Source organism: Pseudomonas sp. Os17, assembly GCF_001547895.1.
Classification (GTDB): Bacteria; Pseudomonadota; Gammaproteobacteria; order Pseudomonadales; family Pseudomonadaceae; genus Aquipseudomonas.
On record NZ_AP014627.1, the window covers coordinates 151,680 to 169,011 of the forward strand.

General features: G+C 65.0%; 13 protein-coding genes. All 13 read left to right on the plus strand.

Annotated features, from left to right (window positions below; genetic code table 11):
* Nucleotides 1-25: 25 nt before the first annotated feature.
* The 13 genes from POS17_RS00685 to POS17_RS00745 all read left to right on the plus strand — a co-directional run bounded on the left by POS17_RS00685 (nt 26) and on the right by POS17_RS00745 (nt 17,317).
* Nucleotides 26-2,182 (plus strand): type I secretion system permease/ATPase, encoded by a 2,157-nt coding sequence (locus POS17_RS00685; RefSeq protein ID WP_060836917.1) that lies wholly within the window; start codon nt 26-28, stop codon nt 2,180-2,182.
* Nucleotides 2,172-3,539: an HlyD family type I secretion periplasmic adaptor subunit gene (locus POS17_RS00690; RefSeq protein WP_060836918.1), complete on the plus strand. Its 1,368-nt coding sequence runs from the start codon at nt 2,172-2,174 to the stop codon at nt 3,537-3,539. Before POS17_RS00685 ends, POS17_RS00690 begins: the two co-directional genes overlap by 11 nt.
* A gap of 327 nt (nt 3,540-3,866) precedes the next feature.
* Entirely contained in the window at nt 3,867-4,754 is an 888-nt protein-coding gene (locus POS17_RS00695; protein WP_060836919.1) for a TauD/TfdA dioxygenase family protein, read from the plus strand.
* 26 nt (nt 4,755-4,780) lie between these two features.
* Entirely contained in the window at nt 4,781-5,818 is a 1,038-nt protein-coding gene (locus POS17_RS00700) for an ABC transporter substrate-binding protein (RefSeq protein ID WP_060836920.1), read from the plus strand.
* Between the two features lie 5 nt (nt 5,819-5,823).
* Entirely contained in the window at nt 5,824-6,684 is an 861-nt protein-coding gene (locus tag POS17_RS00705; protein ID WP_060836921.1) for an ABC transporter ATP-binding protein, read from the plus strand.
* A 33-nt stretch (nt 6,685-6,717) separates the two neighbouring features.
* Nucleotides 6,718-7,584, plus strand: a complete 867-nt coding sequence (locus POS17_RS00710; protein ID WP_060836922.1) for an ABC transporter permease — start codon at nt 6,718-6,720, stop codon at nt 7,582-7,584.
* Nucleotides 7,585-7,798: 214 nt separating this feature from the next.
* Nucleotides 7,799-8,725 carry a LysR family transcriptional regulator gene (locus POS17_RS00715; protein WP_060836923.1) on the plus strand — a complete coding sequence of 309 codons (927 nt, stop codon included), beginning with the start codon at nt 7,799-7,801 and terminating at the stop codon, nt 8,723-8,725.
* Between the two features lie 266 nt (nt 8,726-8,991).
* Entirely contained in the window at nt 8,992-10,536 is a 1,545-nt protein-coding gene (locus POS17_RS00720) for an MFS transporter (RefSeq protein ID WP_060836924.1), read from the plus strand.
* A gap of 14 nt (nt 10,537-10,550) precedes the next feature.
* Entirely contained in the window at nt 10,551-11,621 is a 1,071-nt protein-coding gene (locus POS17_RS00725; protein ID WP_060836925.1) for an HlyD family secretion protein, read from the plus strand.
* Nucleotides 11,618-13,228, plus strand: coding sequence for an efflux transporter outer membrane subunit (locus tag POS17_RS00730; protein WP_231978994.1), 1,611 nt, complete (start codon nt 11,618-11,620; stop codon nt 13,226-13,228). The genes POS17_RS00725 and POS17_RS00730 overlap by 4 nt, the downstream gene beginning before the upstream one ends.
* A gap of 70 nt (nt 13,229-13,298) precedes the next feature.
* Entirely contained in the window at nt 13,299-13,808 is a 510-nt protein-coding gene (locus POS17_RS00735) for a sigma-70 family RNA polymerase sigma factor (RefSeq protein ID WP_060836927.1), read from the plus strand.
* Nucleotides 13,805-14,758 carry a FecR domain-containing protein gene (locus tag POS17_RS00740; protein ID WP_060836928.1) on the plus strand — a complete coding sequence of 318 codons (954 nt, stop codon included), beginning with the start codon at nt 13,805-13,807 and terminating at the stop codon, nt 14,756-14,758. The genes POS17_RS00735 and POS17_RS00740 overlap by 4 nt, the downstream gene beginning before the upstream one ends.
* Nucleotides 14,759-14,851: 93 nt before the next feature.
* The gene (locus POS17_RS00745; RefSeq protein ID WP_060836929.1) at nt 14,852-17,317 is read left to right on the plus strand and encodes a TonB-dependent siderophore receptor; all 2,466 of its coding nucleotides are present in this window, start codon (nt 14,852-14,854) and stop codon (nt 17,315-17,317) included.
* Nucleotides 17,318-17,332: the final 15 nt, after the last annotated feature.

A 17,332-nucleotide genomic window follows, 5' to 3' on the forward strand; every position in this document is an offset into this window, starting at 1 on the left:
CAACAGCCAGCCAAGAGTGTCCAGCGTGGAATCAGAAGCCAGTCGAGCGCAATTTAGTCATGATCCACGCGGTATGCATGACGACCCCTTGCTGGATGGATTGCTGACCCTCTGCTTCCTGCATCAGAAGCCCGCCAGTGCGGCCATGCTGACCACCGGTCTGCCATTGCCGTCACAGCGCCTGAGCGCCGAGTTGCTGCCCCGCGCGGCAGCTCGGGCCGGGTTGCAGGGGCGCGTGCTGCGCCGCAAGCTCGAGCAGATTCCGACCATCGCCATGCCCGCCCTGTTGTTGCTCAAGAACGGTCGCAGCGCCGTGCTCCTGGGCTGGCAAGGTGAAGACCAGGCGCGCCTGTTGCTCAGCGAAAGCGATGGCGGCGAAGTCTGCGTCGATCGCCAGCTGGTGGCCGACGACTACAGCGGGCAGGTGTTCTTCGCCCAGCCCCAGCACAAGTTCGACGTCAACCACGGTTCGCTGATTCCCCGGGCCCGTTCCTGGTTCCGCGACACCCTCAAGCGCTCGCGCTGGCTGTATGCCGACGCCATCGCCGCCAGCCTGTTGATCAACATCATCGCCATGGCCGCGCCGCTGTTCGTGATGAACGTCTATGACCGGGTGGTGCCCAACCAGGCCACGTCGACCCTGTGGGTGCTGTCCATCGGCATCATGGGTGCCTATATCTTCGACCTGATCCTCAAGAGCCTGCGCAGCCTGTGCCTGGATCTGGCGGGGAAGAAGACCGACCTGATCATTTCCGCCACCTTGTTCGAGCGCATCGTCGGCATGGCCATGAAGTACCGCCCGGCTCGGGTCGGCAGCTTCGCCCAGAACATCCATGAGTTTCAGAGCCTGCGGGACTTCCTCGCGTCCCTGACCCTCACCAGCCTCATCGACCTGCCCTTCACCCTGCTGATCTTCCTAGTGATCGCCATCCTCGGCGGCCACCTGGTGTGGATCCCGGTGCTGGCCTTCCCGATCGCCCTGGGCATCGGCTACGCCTTGCAGAAGCCCCTGGTGGCGACCATGGAAAAAACCATGGCCCTGGGCGCCGAGCGCCAGTCGAGCCTGATCGAAACCCTCGCCGGGCTGGACGCGGTGAAGGTCAACAACGCCGAAAGCGAGCGTCAGTACCAGTGGGAGCAGACCATCGGCACCCTCAGCCGCCTGGAGCTGCGGGTGAAGATGCTCTCCAGCCTGGCGATGAACATCACCCTGCTGATCCAGCAACTGGCCGGGGTGACCATGATCATCTTCGGTGTGTACCAGATCATCGACGGCAACCTCAGCATGGGCGGCCTGATCGCCTGCTACATGCTCAGCGGCCGGGCCCTGAGCCCGCTGGCCTCGCTGTCCGGCTTGCTGACCCGTTACCAGCAGGCGCGCGTCACCATGACCTCGGTGGACCAGATGATGGAACTGCCCCAGGAGCGCAATTTCGACGAGCGCCCCCTGAGCCGCAGCGTGCTGCAGGGCGCCATCGAATGCCGGCTGCTGAATTTCACCTACCCGGGGCAGCAGAACCCGGCGCTGAAGAACATCAACCTGGTGATCAAGCCGGGCGAGAAGGTCGGCATCATCGGCCGCAGCGGCTCAGGCAAGAGTTCCCTGGCCAAGCTGCTGGTGGGGCTCTACCAGCCGGACTCCGGGGCCTTGCTGGTCGATGGCGTGGACATCCGCCAGATCGACGTCAGCGAACTGCGCCACAACATTGGCTACGTGCCCCAGGACATCCAACTGCTGGCCGGCACCTTGCGTGACAACCTGACCTCCGGTGCCCGTTACGTCGAAGACGAACTGGTGCTGCAAGCCTCCGAACTGGCAGGGGTGCATGAATTCGCCCGGCTGCATCCGCAAGGCTATGAACTGCAGGTCGGCGAGCGCGGGCAGAACCTCTCCGGCGGCCAGCGCCAGAACGTCGCCCTGGCCCGTGCCCTGTTGCTCAATCCACAGATCCTGCTGCTCGACGAGCCCACCAGCGCCATGGACAACACCGGTGAAGAGCGCCTGAAGCAGCGCCTGGAATCGGTGGTGCAGAACAAGACCGTGGTCTTGGTCACTCACCGGGCGTCGCTGCTGTCGCTGGTGGACCGGCTGTTGGTGGTGGACCGAGGACAGATCCTGGCCGATGGCCCGAAAGCGGTGGTGATGGAAGCGTTGAAGAAGGGGCAGATCAGTGTTGCTTAAGTCGGGATTCAAGGACGCGATCCGCCGCTATTTCAAAGGCGGCGATTCCCTCAAGGGGCAGCCGCTGCCCGAAGTCAACAAGGCCCTGATCGAGGACGCGCCTCGGGTCATTCGACTGACCATCTGGGGCATCATCGCCTTCTTCCTGTTCCTGGTGCTGTGGGCCAACTTCGCGGTGATCGACGAAGTGACCAAGGGCGAGGGCAAGGCCATTCCGTCGTCCAAGGTGCAGAAGATCCAGAACCTGGAGGGCGGGATCGTCTCCGAGCTGTACGTCAAGGAAGGTCAGGTGGTGGAGGCCGGTGCGCCGCTGATTCGCCTGGACGACACGCGCTTCCAGTCCAACGTCGGTGAAACCGAGACCGTGCGCCTGTCCATGCTGCTGCGGGTCGAGCGCCTGAGCGCCGAGGTGGATGAGCGCGAACTGAACTTCCCCGCGGACGCGGTCAAGGACGCGCCCGGCCAGGCGGCCAGCGAAAAGTCCCTGTACCAGAGCCGTCGCCAGCAATTGCACGACGAAATCGGCGGCCTTCAGGAGCAGTTGATCCAGAAGCAGCAGGAATTGCGTGAGTTCACCTCCAAGCAGGCCCAATACCGCCAGCAACTGGGCCTGCAGCGCCAGGAAATCGCCATGTCCGAGCCCCTGGTGGCCCAGGGCGCGGTGTCGCCGGTGGAAGTGCTGCGGCTCAAGCGCGCCGAAGTGGAAACCCGTGGCCAGCTGGACGCCACCACCCTGGCCATTCCCCGCGCCGAGTCGGCGATCAAGGAAGTGCAGCGCAAGATCGATGAAACCCGCGGCAAGTTCCGCAGCGAGGCCCTGACCCAGCTCAACGAGGCGCGCACCGAACTGAACAAGGCCAGCGCCACCGGCAAGGCCCTGGAAGACCGGGTCAGCCGGACCCTGGTGACCTCGCCGGTGCGCGGTATCGTCAAGCAGCTGATGGTCAACACCATTGGCGGGGTGATCCAGCCGGGCAGCGACATGGTGGAAATCGTGCCGCTGAACGACACCCTGCTGGTGGAAGCCAAGATCCGTCCCCAGGACATCGCGTTCCTGCACCCGGGGCAGGAAGCGATCGTCAAGTTCAGCGCCTATGACTACACCATCTATGGCGGCCTCAAGGCCCGTCTGGAGCAGATCGGCGCCGACACCATCACCGACGAAGACAAGAAGACCACCTACTACATGATCAAGCTGCGCACCGACCGCAGCCACCTGGGCACCGACGAGAAACCGCTGCTGATCATCCCCGGGATGGTGGCCTCGGTGGACATCATCACCGGCAAGAAAAGCATCCTCAGCTACCTGCTCAAGCCGATCATCCGCGCCCGCGCCGAAGCCCTGCACGAGCGCTGATCCGCGTAAAAGGCGACCTTGCCAGCCTTGTAGAAGCTGGCTTGCCAGCGAAGGGGCCCGTGAGAGCGCCTTCGCCAGCAAACCGGCTCCTGCAGTTCGTCTCATCGAGCCGTCGACAGCGCCGCGTCCCCAGGCATCGCGCCAGTCGAATCAACATATCGTTATTCACTAACGGTATTTAAATTCGTTTTCTTATATCTATAAAGTCAACTCCCTGCGTACCTGCCGACCAATCGGCGCGCCGCACGAAATGAACCCACACGGGATCTCCGTGAGTTTCTGATCGACGCGCGCGCCTTGGGCGCGCCTGCGCGGGAGTTTTAAGTCATGTCTGCATCAGCCAGTGCCGCCGCCGTTGCCGCACAAGCCTTCGAAATCCGTCCTTTCAACGGCGCCGTCGGCGCCGAGATCATCGGCCTGGACCTGTCCCGGCCGCTCAACGACCAGGACTTCGCCCGCATCCACCGCGCCCACCTGGATCATCACGTGGTGGTGTTCCGCGACCAGCGCATCAGCCCCGAGCAACAGATCGCCTTCAGCCGCCGTTTCGGCGAGCTGCAGATCCATGTGCTCAAGCAGTTCCTGCTGGCCGGGCACCCGGAAATCCTCATCGTTTCCAACATCATCGAGAACGGCCAGTCCATCGGCCTGGGGGATGCCGGCAAGTTCTGGCACTCGGACCTGTCCTACAAGGAACTGCCGAGCCTGGGCTCGATGCTGCACGCCCAGGAACTGCCGGCCGAAGGCGGCGACACCCTGTTCGCCGACATGCACCAGGCCTGGGACAAGCTGCCGGAGGCGCTGCGCAAGGCGGTGGAGGGTCGCAGTGCTGCGCATTCCTACACGGCGCGCTACAGCGAAACCAAATTCGAGGGCAACTGGCGCCCGACCTTGACCCCGGAGCAACTGGCCCAGGTCGCCGAAGTGGTGCACCCGATTGTCCGCACCCACCCGGAAAACGGCCGCAAGGCACTGTTCGTCAGCGAAGGCTTCACCACCCGCATCATCGGCCTGCCGGAGGACGAAAGCGCCCAGGTGCTGGCCGAGCTGTACGCCCATAGCGTGCTGCCGGACAACGTCTACCGCCACCAATGGCAGCCCCATGACCTGGTGTTCTGGGACAACCGCTCGCTGATCCACCTGGCCGCCGGTTGCCCGAGTCACCTGCGCCGCAAGCTGTATCGCACCACCATCCAGGGCGACGCCCCTTACTGATCGGCCGGCTCGGCAGGAGAAACACCATGTCCTTATCCATTCCCTTCATTCCCCGCCTCGGTCAACTGGCCACGGCCATTGGCCTGGGTTTCAGCCTGCTGGCCGGCAGCCTGGTCGCCCCTACGGCGGCCCATGCCGAGGGCGAGATCCGCATCGCCGAACAGTTCGGCATCGTCTATTTGCTGCTCAACGTGGTGCGCGATCAGCACCTGATTGAAAAGCACGGCAAGCAAGAGGGCATCGACATCAAGGTCGACTGGACCCAGCTGTCCGGCGGCGCAGCGGTCAACGACGCGTTGCTGTCGGGCTCCATCGACATTGCCGGAGCCGGCGTCGGCCCGCTGTTGACCATCTGGGATCGCACCCACGGTCGGCAGAACGTCAAGGCCGTGGCCTCCCTCGGTAACTTTCCCTACTACCTGGTGAGCAACAATCCCAAGGTCAAGACCATCGCCGACTTCACCGAGAAGGACCGCATCGCGGTGCCGGCGGTGGGTGTCTCGGTGCAGTCGCGCTTCCTGCAGTACGCCGCCGCCAAGCAATGGGGCGACCAGGAATTCAATCGCCTGGATAAGTACACCATCGCCGTGCCTCACCCGGATGCCACTGCCGCGCTGATTGCCGGCGGCACCGAGCTGACCGGGCACTTCTCCAACCCGCCGTTCCAGGATCAGGCCCTGGAGAACCCCAACGTGCATGTGGTGCTCAACACCTACGACCTGCTGGGCCCGAACTCGCCGACGGTGCTGTTCGCCACCGAGAAATTCCGCAACGACAACCCGAAAACCTACAAGGCCTTCGTCGAGGCCCTGGCCGAGGCGGCCGAGTTCGCCCAGAACGACAAGGGCGCGGCCGCCGACACTTACATCCGAGTGACCAAGGCCAAGATCGATCGCGCCGCGCTGCTGAAGATCATCGACAACCCGCAGTTCGAATTCAGCGTGACGCCGAAAAACACCTACCCGCTGGCGGAGTTCCTGTACCGGGTGGGGGCCATCAAGAACAAGCCGGAATCGTGGAAGGACTACTTCTTCCAGGACGCCACACCGCTGCAAGGGAGCTGACAGCCATGAACGCCCCCTTGCCAGGCCACACGGCCAGCAATCCCACGGCCATCGCCGAAGCCCTGTTGGCGGTGGATCAAGTCAGCCTGGAATACCGCACCCCGCAGCGCGTGGTGCGGGCCACCCACCAGGTGAGTTTCGAAATTGATCCGGCCGATCGTTTTGTCCTGCTGGGGCCTTCGGGCTGCGGCAAGTCGACCCTGCTCAAGGCGGTGGCCGGATTCATCCAGCCCTGCGAGGGGGAGATTCGCCTGCAAGGCCAGCGCGTCAGCCAGCCCGGGCCGGACCGCATCGTGGTGTTTCAGGAGTTCGATCAACTGCCACCCTGGAAAACCGTGAAGCAGAACGTGATGTTTCCCCTGCTGGCGTCCAACACCCTCGGTCGTCGCGAAGCCGAGGAGCGCGCTCTGCATTACCTGGAAAAAGTCGGGCTGGCAGCTTTTGCCGATGCCTACCCGCACACGCTGTCCGGTGGCATGAAGGCCCGCGTGGCAATCGCCCGGGCCCTGGCCATGCAACCGAAGATCTTGCTGATGGACGAGCCCTTCGCTGCCCTCGACGCCCTGACCCGGCGCAAGATGCAGGAGGAGTTGCTGCTGCTCTGGGAGGAGGTGCGCTTCACCTTGCTGTTCGTCACCCACTCCATCGAGGAGGCGCTGGTGGTGGGCAATCGCATTCTTTTGCTGTCGCCCCATCCGGGGCGGGTGAGGGCGGAGGTCCACAGCCACCAGTACGACCTGCAAAGCCTTGGCGGCGTGGCTTTCCAGCAGACGGCACAGCGTATTCATCGCTTGCTGTTCGATGAAGGCCAGGGGCCTGACACCGAAACCGAACTGGATTTCGCCGATATCCGCATCGCCTATTGAGCCGTCAGGCCACCGTTCAACGAGGAACGCCCGATGAGCCAGTCATCCCCCGTGCGCGAAGAATACGAAGTTGTCCTGCAACCCTTGCTGCAAGTCCCGCTGGAGCGAGAGCTGCCCCTGGGCCAGCGTCTCTGGCAACAGGGCTGGCTGCGCAAGGGCCTGATCCTGATCCTTTTGGCGCTGCTGTGGGAGGCCGTGGCCCGCTACCAGAACAACGACCTGCTGCTGCCCAGCTTTGTGCAAACCGCCAGCGCCCTATACCAGGGCCTGCTCAGCGGCGAATTGCTGGGCAAGGTGGGCATTTCCCTGGTGGTGCTGCTCAAGGGCTACCTGATCGGCATTGTCCTGGCCTTTGCCCTGACCACCCTGGCGGTGTCGACCCAGTTCGGCCGCGACCTGCTGAGCACCCTGACCTCGATGTTCAACCCGTTGCCGGCCATTGCCCTGCTGCCCCTGGCGCTGCTGTGGTTCGGCCTGGGGCAGAACAGCCTGATCTTCGTGCTGGTGCATTCGGTGCTCTGGGCCCTGGCCTTGAACACCTACGCCGGGTTTCTCGGCGTCTCGGAAACCCTGCGCATGGCCGGGCGCAACTACGGCCTCAAGGGCCTGCGCCTGGTGCTGTTCATCCTGATCCCGGCGGCGCTGCCGTCGATCCTGGCCGGGCTGAAGATCGGCTGGGCCTTCGCCTGGCGCACCCTGATCGCCGCCGAACTGGTGTTCGGCGCCACCAGCGGCAAGGGCGGCCTGGGCTGGTACATCTTCCAGAACCGCAACGAGCTGTACACCGACAAGGTCTTTGCCGGGCTGGCGGTGGTGATCCTCATCGGCTTGCTGGTGGAAAACCTGATCTTCGACACCCTGGAGCGGATCACGGTGAAACGCTGGGGCATGCAACGCTGAGCGGCCTCGTGCGCCAGACCCCTCGACTGTAGGAGCGGGCTTGCCAGCGAAGGCGTCCTCAAGGGCGATGCAAGGTTTGAAGCCATTCGCCGGCAAGCCGGCTCCTACGCGGGTAGTGGGTTTACGGGGCAGGATTGATCTCCCGCATTTTTCTGGACGGCGAGCCTGCTAGCATTGCGTGCAGATCAATCTTGATCGGCCATGAGTGCTCAGCATGCAACTTCCGGACATGAACCTTCTGGTGGCCCTCGATGCCCTGCTCGACGAGGGCAGCGTGGTCGGCGCCGCACGGCGCATGAACCTCAGCCCGGCGGCCATGAGCCGGACCCTGACACGAATCCGCGACGCCCTCGGCGATCCGGTGCTGGTGCGCGCCGGGCGTGGCCTGGTGCCCACCCCCAAGGCGCTGGAGCTGCGCAGCCAGGTGCGTGATCTGGTGGAGCAGGCGGCGCTGCTGTTTCGCTCGGCGGATCAGGTCGACCTGTTGACGTTGCGCCGGCGCTTCAACGTGCGCGCCAACGACTTTTTCATCGGCGTCTACGGCGGGCGCCTGATCGACACGCTGGAGCGTCAGGCACCGTTGTGCGAGCTGCGCTTCGTGCCCGAAGGCGACGGCGACGATGAGGCCCTGCGGGAAGGGCGGATCGATCTGCGAATCAGCAACACCCGGCCGCTGACCCCGGAAGTGAAGGTGCAGAACCTGTTCACCACCGCCTTTGTCGGCCTGGTGCGGGAAGATCATCCGTTGCTCGACGAAGAGATCACCGCCGAGCGCTTTGCCGCGTTCCCCCATATCAGCATGTCGCGCCGCGGCATTGCCCGCGGACCGATCGACGCGGCCCTGGCGGAGCAGGGTCTTGAGCGCCGGGTGTCGCTGATTGCCCCGAGCTTTCATGCGGCCATGTTCATGCTGCCGGATTCGGACCTGATCCTGCCGGTGCCCCAGGAAACCCTGCTCAGTGTCTCGCGCCTGGGCTTGCGCCTGCGCTCGTTCGTGCTGCCGATTTCTCTGCCGACCCTGGTCCTGACCCAGGCCTGGCACCCGCGCTACGACAAGGACCCGGCGCACAAATGGTTCCGTGAAACCCTGCGCAGTTCCTGCCAGGCCACCTGGCAGGAAGCCCAGCCTGCCACCTTGTAGGCGCCGGCTTGCCGGCGAAGCGATCTTGAGGGCCCCTTCGCTGGCAAGCCAGCTCCTACGGTGCATCTGCAATCTGCGTCGCCCCTGTGGGAGCCGGCTTGCCGGCGAAAGCGGTCTTGATGGCCTCTTCGCTGGCAAGCCAGCTCCTACGGTCAATAGGGTTAATTGTTGCGTTTGACGCACTTATAAACTGTCGATAAGTCAGTTTTCGTCAGCATTGGCTGTTCATAAACTGCTCTGGTTTTCTTGTCTGGAGCAGTATTTCCATGAGTTCCCTCGCTGTCGCTGCGCCTGCTTCGGTTGAAGCCGCCAGTAAGCCGGCAGCCATTGCGCCGCCGGTGTTCGGGCCGCGGATCATCATCGGCCTGGTGGGTGTGCTGCTGGCGGTGCTGGTCTGCGGTCTCAACGAGATGGTGACCAAGATCGCCCTGGCGGATATTCGCGGTGCACTGTTCATCGGCTTCGACGAAGGCACTTGGCTGGTGGCCTGTTACACCGCCACTTCGGTGGCGGCCATGGCGTTTGCGCCCTGGTGTTCGGTGACCTTTTCCCTGCGCCGTTTCACCCTGTGTGCCATTGCGCTGTTCACCCTGCTGGGGGTGCTGTGCCCCTTCGCCCCCAACTACCAGAGCCTGTTGCTGTTGCGCACCCTGCAAGGCCTGGCCGGGGGCGCGCTGCCGCCGATGCTGATGACCGTGGCCCTGCGCTTCCTGCCGGCCAACGTCAAGCTCTACGGCCTGGCCGGCTACGCCCTGACCGCCACCTTCGGCCCCAGCCTGGGCACGCCCCTGGCGGCACTCTGGACCGAGTACGTGGGGTGGCAGTGGGCCTTCTGGCAGGTGGTGGCGCCCTGCCTGCTGGCCATGGTTGCGGTGGCCTACGGCCTGCCCCAGGATCCGCTTCGCCTGGAGCGTTTCAAACAGTTCAACTGGCGGGGCCTGCTGCTGGGCTTCCCGGCGATCTGCATGCTGGTGATCGGCATTCTTCAGGGCAATCGCCTGGACTGGTTCCACTCGCCGCTGATCAGTGTGCTGCTGGGGGGCGGGCTGGTGCTCTTGGTGCTGTTTCTGATCAACGAATGGTCGCAGCCGATCCCGTTCTTCAAGCTGCAGATGCTCGGCATCCGCAACCTGTCCTTCGCCTTGCTGACCCTGGCCGGGGTGCTGGTGGTGCTGACCGCGGTGATCATCATCCCCTCGGCCTACCTGACCCAGGTCCAGGGCTATCGCCCGTTGCAGACGGCGCCGGTGATGCTGGTGATGGCCCTGCCGCAACTGCTGGCCCTGCCCCTGGTGGCGGCCCTGTGCAACTTGCGCTGGGTGGATTGCCGCTGGGTGCTGGGGATCGGCCTGGGCATGCTGGTGCTGTCCTGCCTGGGCGGCACGCACCTGACCGCGGCCTGGATTCGTGACGACTTCTATGTGCTGCAACTGCTGCAGATCTTCGGCCAGCCCATGGCGGTGCTGCCGTTGCTGATGCTTTCCACGGGCAGCATCACCCCGCTGGAAGGTCCCTTTGCCTCGGCCTGGTTCAACACCGTGAAAGGCCTGGCGGCGGTGATCGCTACCGGGGTGCTGGATGTGCTGACCACCCACCGCCTGCATTTTCACTCGACGATGCTGGTGGACAGCCTGGGCAACTCGCCCCTGGTGGACGACCGGCTGGCCGGGCTGGCCCAGCGCCTGCACCAGCAAGCCGTGGTGCTGACGTCCGCCGATCTCTATTTCTGCATGGCGGGAGTGGCCGCTGCGCTGATCCTGCTGATTTTCTGGATGCCGACGCGGATCTATCCACCGCGGGCAGCCACTTGAACGAGAAGGTTTTTATGACACTCCAGAGCAAAGACAAAATCGCCATCGCCGTGGTGACGGTGGCCGCCCTCGGCGCGCTGGCCTATGTGGCCGCGCCGGGCCTGTTTGGCCGCTCCAGCGCGCAGAGCACCAACGATGCCTTCATCGCCGCCGACTACACCCTGGTGGCACCACGGGTGGCCGGGTTCATCAAGGAGGTGCTGGTGGAGGACAACCAGCAGGTCAAGGCCGGGCAACTGCTGGCGCTGATCGATGACCGCGACCTGCGGGCCGCGGCCCAGGCGGCGGATGCCGAAACCCTGGTGGCCAAGGCCCAGTTGCAGAACGCCCGAGCGACCCTGGATCGGCAGAGCTCGGTGATTGCCCAGGCCCAGGCGGCCTTGAGCGCGGCCCAGGCCGAGCGCGCCTTTGCCGAGCATGAGCTGAACCGCTACAACCACCTGGCCGGGGTCGGCGCCGGCACGGTGCAGAACGCCCAGCAAGCCAAGACCCGCATCGACCAGGCCAGTGCCCGCTTGGCCACCGCCACCGCGGCACTGGCGGCCGAGCGCAAGCAGGTGGAGATCCTCACCGCCCAGCGCGACGCCGCCGAAGGTGGCCTGAAACGGGCCCAGGCGGCCCTGGAAATGGCCAGCTACGAGCTGTCCTACACACGCATCGTGGCACCGGTGGACGGCATGGTCGGCGAGCGCGCGGTACGGGTCGGCGCCTATGTCACCCCGGGCAGCAAGATCCTCGCCGTGGTGCCCTTGCAGCAGGCCTATGTGCTGGCCAACTTCCAGGAAACCCAGCTCACCGCCATGCATCCCGGGCAAACGGTGGAGGTGCGGGTCGACAGCTTGGGTGATGAGACCCTGCGCGGCCGGATCGAGAGCCTGGCACCGGCCACCGGTGTGACCTTCGCCGCGGTGAAACCGGACAACGCCACCGGCAACTTCACCAAGGTGGTGCAGCGCATTCCGGTGAAGATTGTCCTGGAGCCTAACCAGCCCATGGCCGAGCGCCTGCGGGTCGGCATGTCGGTGGAGGCCAGCGTGGACACCCGCAGCTCGGCCACCAGCGCCCGCGAGGTGACTCAGCGATGAGTAGCCTACGCCGCAAGCACAGACGCTCTGCGTGGCGAGGGAGCTTGCTCCCGCTGAGTTGCGCAGCAACCCCGGAACCCTCCGACGCCGTTGCCCCCGCCACTGGCGAAGGCGGTTTTGCGAGTGCTGCGCACTCGAGCGGGGGCAAGCTCCTTCGCCACGGGGGCCGTGCATTGCTGACACTGAGTGCGCTGGCACTGGCCGCCTGCAACGTCGGCCCGGATTTCCAGCGGCCCCAGGCGACCCAGGTCCAGGCCTGGTCGGTGCCTGCGCCAGGCGCCGCCAGCCGGGCGGTGGACAGCCCCATGCAGGAGCGCTGGTGGGAGGTGTTCAACGACCCGCAACTCTCGGCCCTGAGTCGTCGGGCCCTGAGCGACAACCTCGACCTGCAACTGGCCAGCAGCCGCTTGCAGCAGAGCCGGGCGGCGCGTCAGGTGATCAGCGCCGAGCGCTACCCGAGCACCTCGGCCAATGGCGGCTACGCACGCAAACGCAACAGCGCCGAAGGCCTGAACGACCCGTCGGGGAACAACGGCAAGTCGGCGTTCAATCTCTGGGAAGCGGGTTTCTCCGCGGCCTGGGAGCTGGATGTGTGGGGCCGGGTACGGCGTGAAACCGAGGCTGCCGACGCGACCCTGGAGGTGGCGGAAAACGATCGCCGTGGGGTGCTGCTGTCGGTGCTGGCGGAAACCGCCCAGGACTACATCCAATTGCGGGGCGTACAGAACATCCTGGCAGTCACCGAGCAGAACCTGGAGGTCGCCCGACACAGCCTGAAGCTCTCGCAATTGCGTCTGGCCGACGGCGTGGCCACCGACCTCGACGTGGCCGAGGCCGCCGCCCAGGTGGCCACCATCGAGGCGCAACGGCCTTCGCTGCAACAGCGCCAGGCGCAGTTGATCAATGCCCTGAGCCTGCTGCTGGGGGAGCCGCCCCAGGCCCTGCACCAGCAGCTGGCCAGTGCCGCCCCCGTGCCGCAACCGCCGTCTCGTGTGGCGATCGGCCTGCCTTCGCAACTGGCCGAGCGGCGCCCGGATATCCGTCAGGCCGAGGCCCGGCTGCACGCGGCCACGGCCAGCATCGGCGTGGCCAAGGGCGACTTCTATCCGCGCATTACCCTGTCCGGCAACGTCGGCTCCCAGGCCCTGCAATTGGCGGATTTCGGCACCTGGGGCTCGCGCCAGTTCGGCATCGGCCCGCAGTTCAGCCTGCCGCTGTTCGACGGTGGTCGCCTGCGGGGCATGCTCCAGCTGCGCGAGGCCCAGCAGCAGGAAGCGGCCCTGGCTTACCAGCAGACCGTGCTGCGGGCCTGGCATGAAATCGACGATCAGCTGACCCGTTACAACGCCAGTCAGTTGCGGCGCGACAGCCTGGCCGAGGCGGTGCGGCAGAACCAGATCGCCTTGCGTACCGCGCAGCAGCAGTACGTCGAGGGCGTGGTGGATTTCGTCAACGTTCTGACCGTGCAGGGTGCCTTGCTGGCCACTCAGGAGCAGTGGGTGGAAAGCTCCGCCGCGGTGTCCCTGGCCATGGTCGGGCTGTACAAGGCGCTGGGCGGTGGCTGGGAGTCGGTGTACCCGTTGCAGGTCGCCAGCCAGCGGCATTGAAAGGCGTTTTGCCTGGATTGAGAAAAAAGTGTAATGATAATTGCTCTCAATCATGTGTGCAGTTTGATTCATGCCAGCCACCACTGACGGCAACACCCAGCTCCATCGTCTGTATCAGGATCACCACGGCTGGTTGCAGGGCTGGCTGCGCAAGCGCCTGGGCGATCGCGAGCATGCGGCGGATGTGGCGCAGGACACCTTTCTGCGCCTGTTGCTGTCGGGGCGCTTTCCCGGGCAGCAGGAAAGCCGCAGTTACCTGGCGCAGATCGCGCGCAATCTGGTGATCGACCAGTGGCGCCGGGCACGCATCGAGCGCGCCTACCTGGACAGCATCGCCCACCTGCCGGAGCCGCAGACCCCTTCCCTGGAAAGCCGCGCGCTGATCCTGGAAACCCTGATGCAGATCGACACCATGCTCGATCGCATGCCGGACAAGGTGCGCCAGGCCTTTGTCATGTCGCAGTTCGAAGGCTTGGGTTATGCGCAGATCGCCGAGCGCCTGGAGGTGTCCGTCAGTTCGGTGCAGAAGTACATGACCCGCGCGATCCAGGCCTGCTATCAGGTGCTTTACGCAGAATGAAACCCCATCAGGCCCCCATTGCCCCCAGCGTCGTCGAGCAGGCCAGCGAGTGGCTGATGTTGCATTGGGGCGGCGAACTGAGCCCGCAGCAGCGCGCGGCCTTCGAGGCCTGGCAACAGGCCGATCCCGAGCACCTGCGGGCCTGGCAACGCTTGCAGCACCTGCAACAGACCTTGCAAGGCGTACCGGAGCAGGGTGCCCATGTGCTGCTGGCCAAGGCCCCGGACCTGCAGCGCCGGGCGGCGTTGAAGCTGCTCGGCTTGCTGCTGGTGGCCGGTGGCAGTGGCTATCTGCTGCAAGGCAGCCAGCCCTGGCGCGCGACCTTTGCCGGGGAGCGCAGCGCCACCGGGCAGGTACGTCATTTGACCCTGAGCGACGGCAGTCGCCTGGACCTCAACAGTGCCAGCGCCGTCGATGTGCTGTTCACCGCCAGCGAACGGCGGATTCGCCTGATCCAGGGCGAGATCCTGCTGACCAGCGGGCATGACTCGTCGCGGCCGCTGATCGTTGAAACCGCTGCCGGCGACATCCAGGCCCTGGGTACGCGCTTTGCCGTGTGCGAGCTGGGCGGCGGCACCCGGGTCGATCTTTACCAGGGCGCGTTGCGCGTCAGCCCGCGGCAGGCCCAGGCCCTGTACCTCAATGCCGGCGAGCGCCTGTGGTTCAGCGCTGATCGGGTTGCCCCCCGGCAAGTGGCCGAGGTCAATGCCAGCAGCTGGAGCGAGGGCCGGCTGATTGCCGAGCGCCAGCCCCTGGGGCAGTTCATCTCCGAGCTGGCGCGCTATCGACCAGGGGTGCTGCGCTGCGACGAGCAGGTGGCGGGCCTGTTGCTCACCGGCGTCTTTCCCCTGGCGGACAGCGACGCGGTGCTCGCGGCCCTGGAGCATGCGTTGCCGGTGCGGGCGCACGCGGTGACGCGCTACTGGGTGACCCTCAAGCCACGCGAGTAAATAAAAATCTGCCGGGCCGTTGTCGGTTCTGCCGAGCTGTTCGGGATACTCCATGAAAGCCGATCAAGACGCATTCTCATGGGGAGTTCAGGAATGCCTTACCCGACCACAGCATCCATTTTGACCCTGGGCACCTCCGCCCGCCGCCACGCCCTTGTCGCGCTGCTGGCCATGGCTCCGGTGTGCCCGGGCATTGCCCAGGCCGCCGGCGACAGCCACCACCAGGCACGGGACTACCAGATTGCCGCCGGCAGTCTGGACCAGGTCCTGAACCGTTTTGCCGGTGCCGCGGGGATTCTCCTGTCGGTGGATGCGAGCCTGACCGCCGGCAAGCACAGCGCCGGCCTGCAGGGACGCTACGAAGTGGCGCAGGGCCTGCAGACCCTGCTCGCCGGCAGTGGCCTGCAGGCGGTGCAAAGGGGGGGCAGCTGGGGCCTGCAACCTCTGCCCCAGGACGGCGCCCTGCAACTGGCACCGACCCGGATCGGCGTCACCCAAGTTGATGAGCATGCCTGGGGCGCGGTGCCGGGAATCGTCGCCAAGCGCAGCGCCACCGGGAGCAAGACCGACTCGGCGCTGGTGGAGATTCCGCAGACCATCAACGTGATCGGCGCCAAGGAAATCAAGGCCCGTGGCGCCCAGAGCGTGACCGAGGCGCTGCTCTATACCCCGGGCATGACAGGCGGCGGTTTTTCCGATCGGGTGAAGATTTTCGACGAGCCCACCTCCCGGGGGTTTTCCCCGACGCCGATGTACCTCGATGGCCTGCATCTGCCCTACGGCGGCGGCAGCACTGGCGGTGCCCTGCAGATCGAGCCCTATGCCCTGGAGCGCATCGAAGTGCTCAAGGGCCCGGCCTCGGTGCTCTATGGGCAGAACCAGCCGGGCGGGATCGTCAACATGGTCAGCAAGCGGCCCACCGAAACCCCTTTGCATCAGCTGGTGCTGGAAGCCGGCAGCTATGACCACAAGAGCATCGCCCTGGACCTGGGCGGGCCGCTGGATGAGCAGGGGCAGTTCCTCTATCGCCTGACCGGGCTGGCCAGCGACAGCCAGGACGCCATCGATTACGTCCAGCGTCAGCGCCAGTTCATCGCCCCGAGCCTGACCTGGCGGCCCGATGACGACACCCAGCTGACACTCTTCGCCCAGTTCCAGAAAGACAACGACGTACCCGAGGCCCAGGGCCTGCCCAGCGTGGGCACGGTGTTTGCCAACCCCAATGGCAAGATCGACCGCGACCTGTTCCTCGGCGAGCCCGGGGTCAATGCCTACGACCGCGACCAGTTCGTCCTCGGCTACGAGTTGTCCCATCGCTTGAACGATGTCTGGACCCTGAAGCAGAACGCCCGCTACGCCGATGTCGATGACCGCTACCGCGCGCCGCTGCATGGCTACAAGTTCGTCAGCAATCCCAAGACCGGGCTCGACGACCAGCGCTACATGAGCCGCTACGGGGTCGACTGGAAGCAGCACAACAAGGTCTACGGCGTGGACAGCATCGCCCAGGCCGAATTCGACACCGGGCCGTTCAGCCATACCCTGCTGGTGGGGCTGGACTACTACCACTTCAATTCAAAATTCGACGGCAAGTACGACTTCAACCCGCCGATCCTCGACATGTTCACCCCCACTTACGGCCAGTCGCTGAATTTCGGCAATCCTTACCAGTGGGACAACACCATCATCCAGACCGGCCTGTATGTGCAGGACCAGATCAAGTACGAGCAGTGGGTGCTGGTGCTGGGCGGTCGCAACGACTGGGCGGAAACCGATAACAAGACGCCGCTCAATGGGGGGCATACCAACGCCAAGAGCCAGTCCTTCACCGGTCGCGGCGGGCTGGTGTACCTGTTCGACAATGGCCTGGCGCCCTTTGTCAGTTATTCGGAATCCTTCCTGCCCTTGAGTGGCACCAGCGTCGGGGGCAGCGCTTTCAAGCCGTCCAGCGGCAAGCAGTACGAAGTGGGGATGAAATACCAGCCGCCGGGCCAGGAGAGTTTCGTCCAGGTGTCGGCCTACCAGCTGGATCAGGAGAACATCCTGACCTCCGACCTGGCCAACCCCGGGTTCAGCATCCAGAGTGGCGCGGTGCGTTCCCGTGGCATCGAGCTGGAAGCCAAGGCCAGCCTCAGCGAATCGCTGGACGTGATTGCCTCGGCGTCACGCAACGACATCAAGTACACCAAGGACAACGACGGGCGCGAAGGGCGTCACCCTGCCGGCATGCCGCCGCTGACCGCCTCGCTGTGGCTCAACTACACGATCCTTGGCGACACGCCGCTGGCGGGCCTGGGCGCAGGCGTCGGCACCCGCTACGTCAAGGGCAGTTATGGCACCGATTACGACGGCGCCTTCCAGATCCCGTCCTACACCGTGTACGACGCCAGCCTGAGCTACGACCTGGAAAAATCACCGCTGCAATGGAAGGGCGTGAAGCTGGCGCTGAACGTGAAGAACCTCACCGACAAGACCTACGTCGCCAACTGCACCAGCATCTGGGACTGCTACTACGGTGAGGGGCGGACCATGGTGTCGAGTTTGACCTATGACTGGTAAGCCCGTTGTCGTCGG

Excerpts from the sequence above, each read along its gene's own strand:
- POS17_RS00740 (WP_060836928.1), top strand. The coding sequence starts at position 13,805 with ATGAAACCCCATCAGGCCCCCATTGCCCCCAGCGTCGTCGAGCAGGCC.
- POS17_RS00735 (WP_060836927.1), top strand. The coding sequence starts at position 13,299 with ATGCCAGCCACCACTGACGGCAACACCCAGCTCCATCGTCTGTATCAG.
- POS17_RS00725 (WP_060836925.1), top strand. The coding sequence starts at position 10,551 with ATGACACTCCAGAGCAAAGACAAAATCGCCATCGCCGTGGTGACGGTG.
- POS17_RS00730 (WP_231978994.1), top strand. The coding sequence starts at position 11,618 with ATGAGTAGCCTACGCCGCAAGCACAGACGCTCTGCGTGGCGAGGGAGC.
- POS17_RS00695 (WP_060836919.1), top strand. The coding sequence starts at position 3,867 with ATGTCTGCATCAGCCAGTGCCGCCGCCGTTGCCGCACAAGCCTTCGAA.
- POS17_RS00700 (WP_060836920.1), top strand. The coding sequence starts at position 4,781 with ATGTCCTTATCCATTCCCTTCATTCCCCGCCTCGGTCAACTGGCCACG.
- POS17_RS00715 (WP_060836923.1), top strand. The coding sequence starts at position 7,799 with ATGCAACTTCCGGACATGAACCTTCTGGTGGCCCTCGATGCCCTGCTC.
- POS17_RS00745 (WP_060836929.1), top strand. The coding sequence starts at position 14,852 with ATGCCTTACCCGACCACAGCATCCATTTTGACCCTGGGCACCTCCGCC.
- POS17_RS00705 (WP_060836921.1), top strand. The coding sequence starts at position 5,824 with ATGAACGCCCCCTTGCCAGGCCACACGGCCAGCAATCCCACGGCCATC.
- POS17_RS00720 (WP_060836924.1), top strand. The coding sequence starts at position 8,992 with ATGAGTTCCCTCGCTGTCGCTGCGCCTGCTTCGGTTGAAGCCGCCAGT.
- POS17_RS00710 (WP_060836922.1), top strand. The coding sequence starts at position 6,718 with ATGAGCCAGTCATCCCCCGTGCGCGAAGAATACGAAGTTGTCCTGCAA.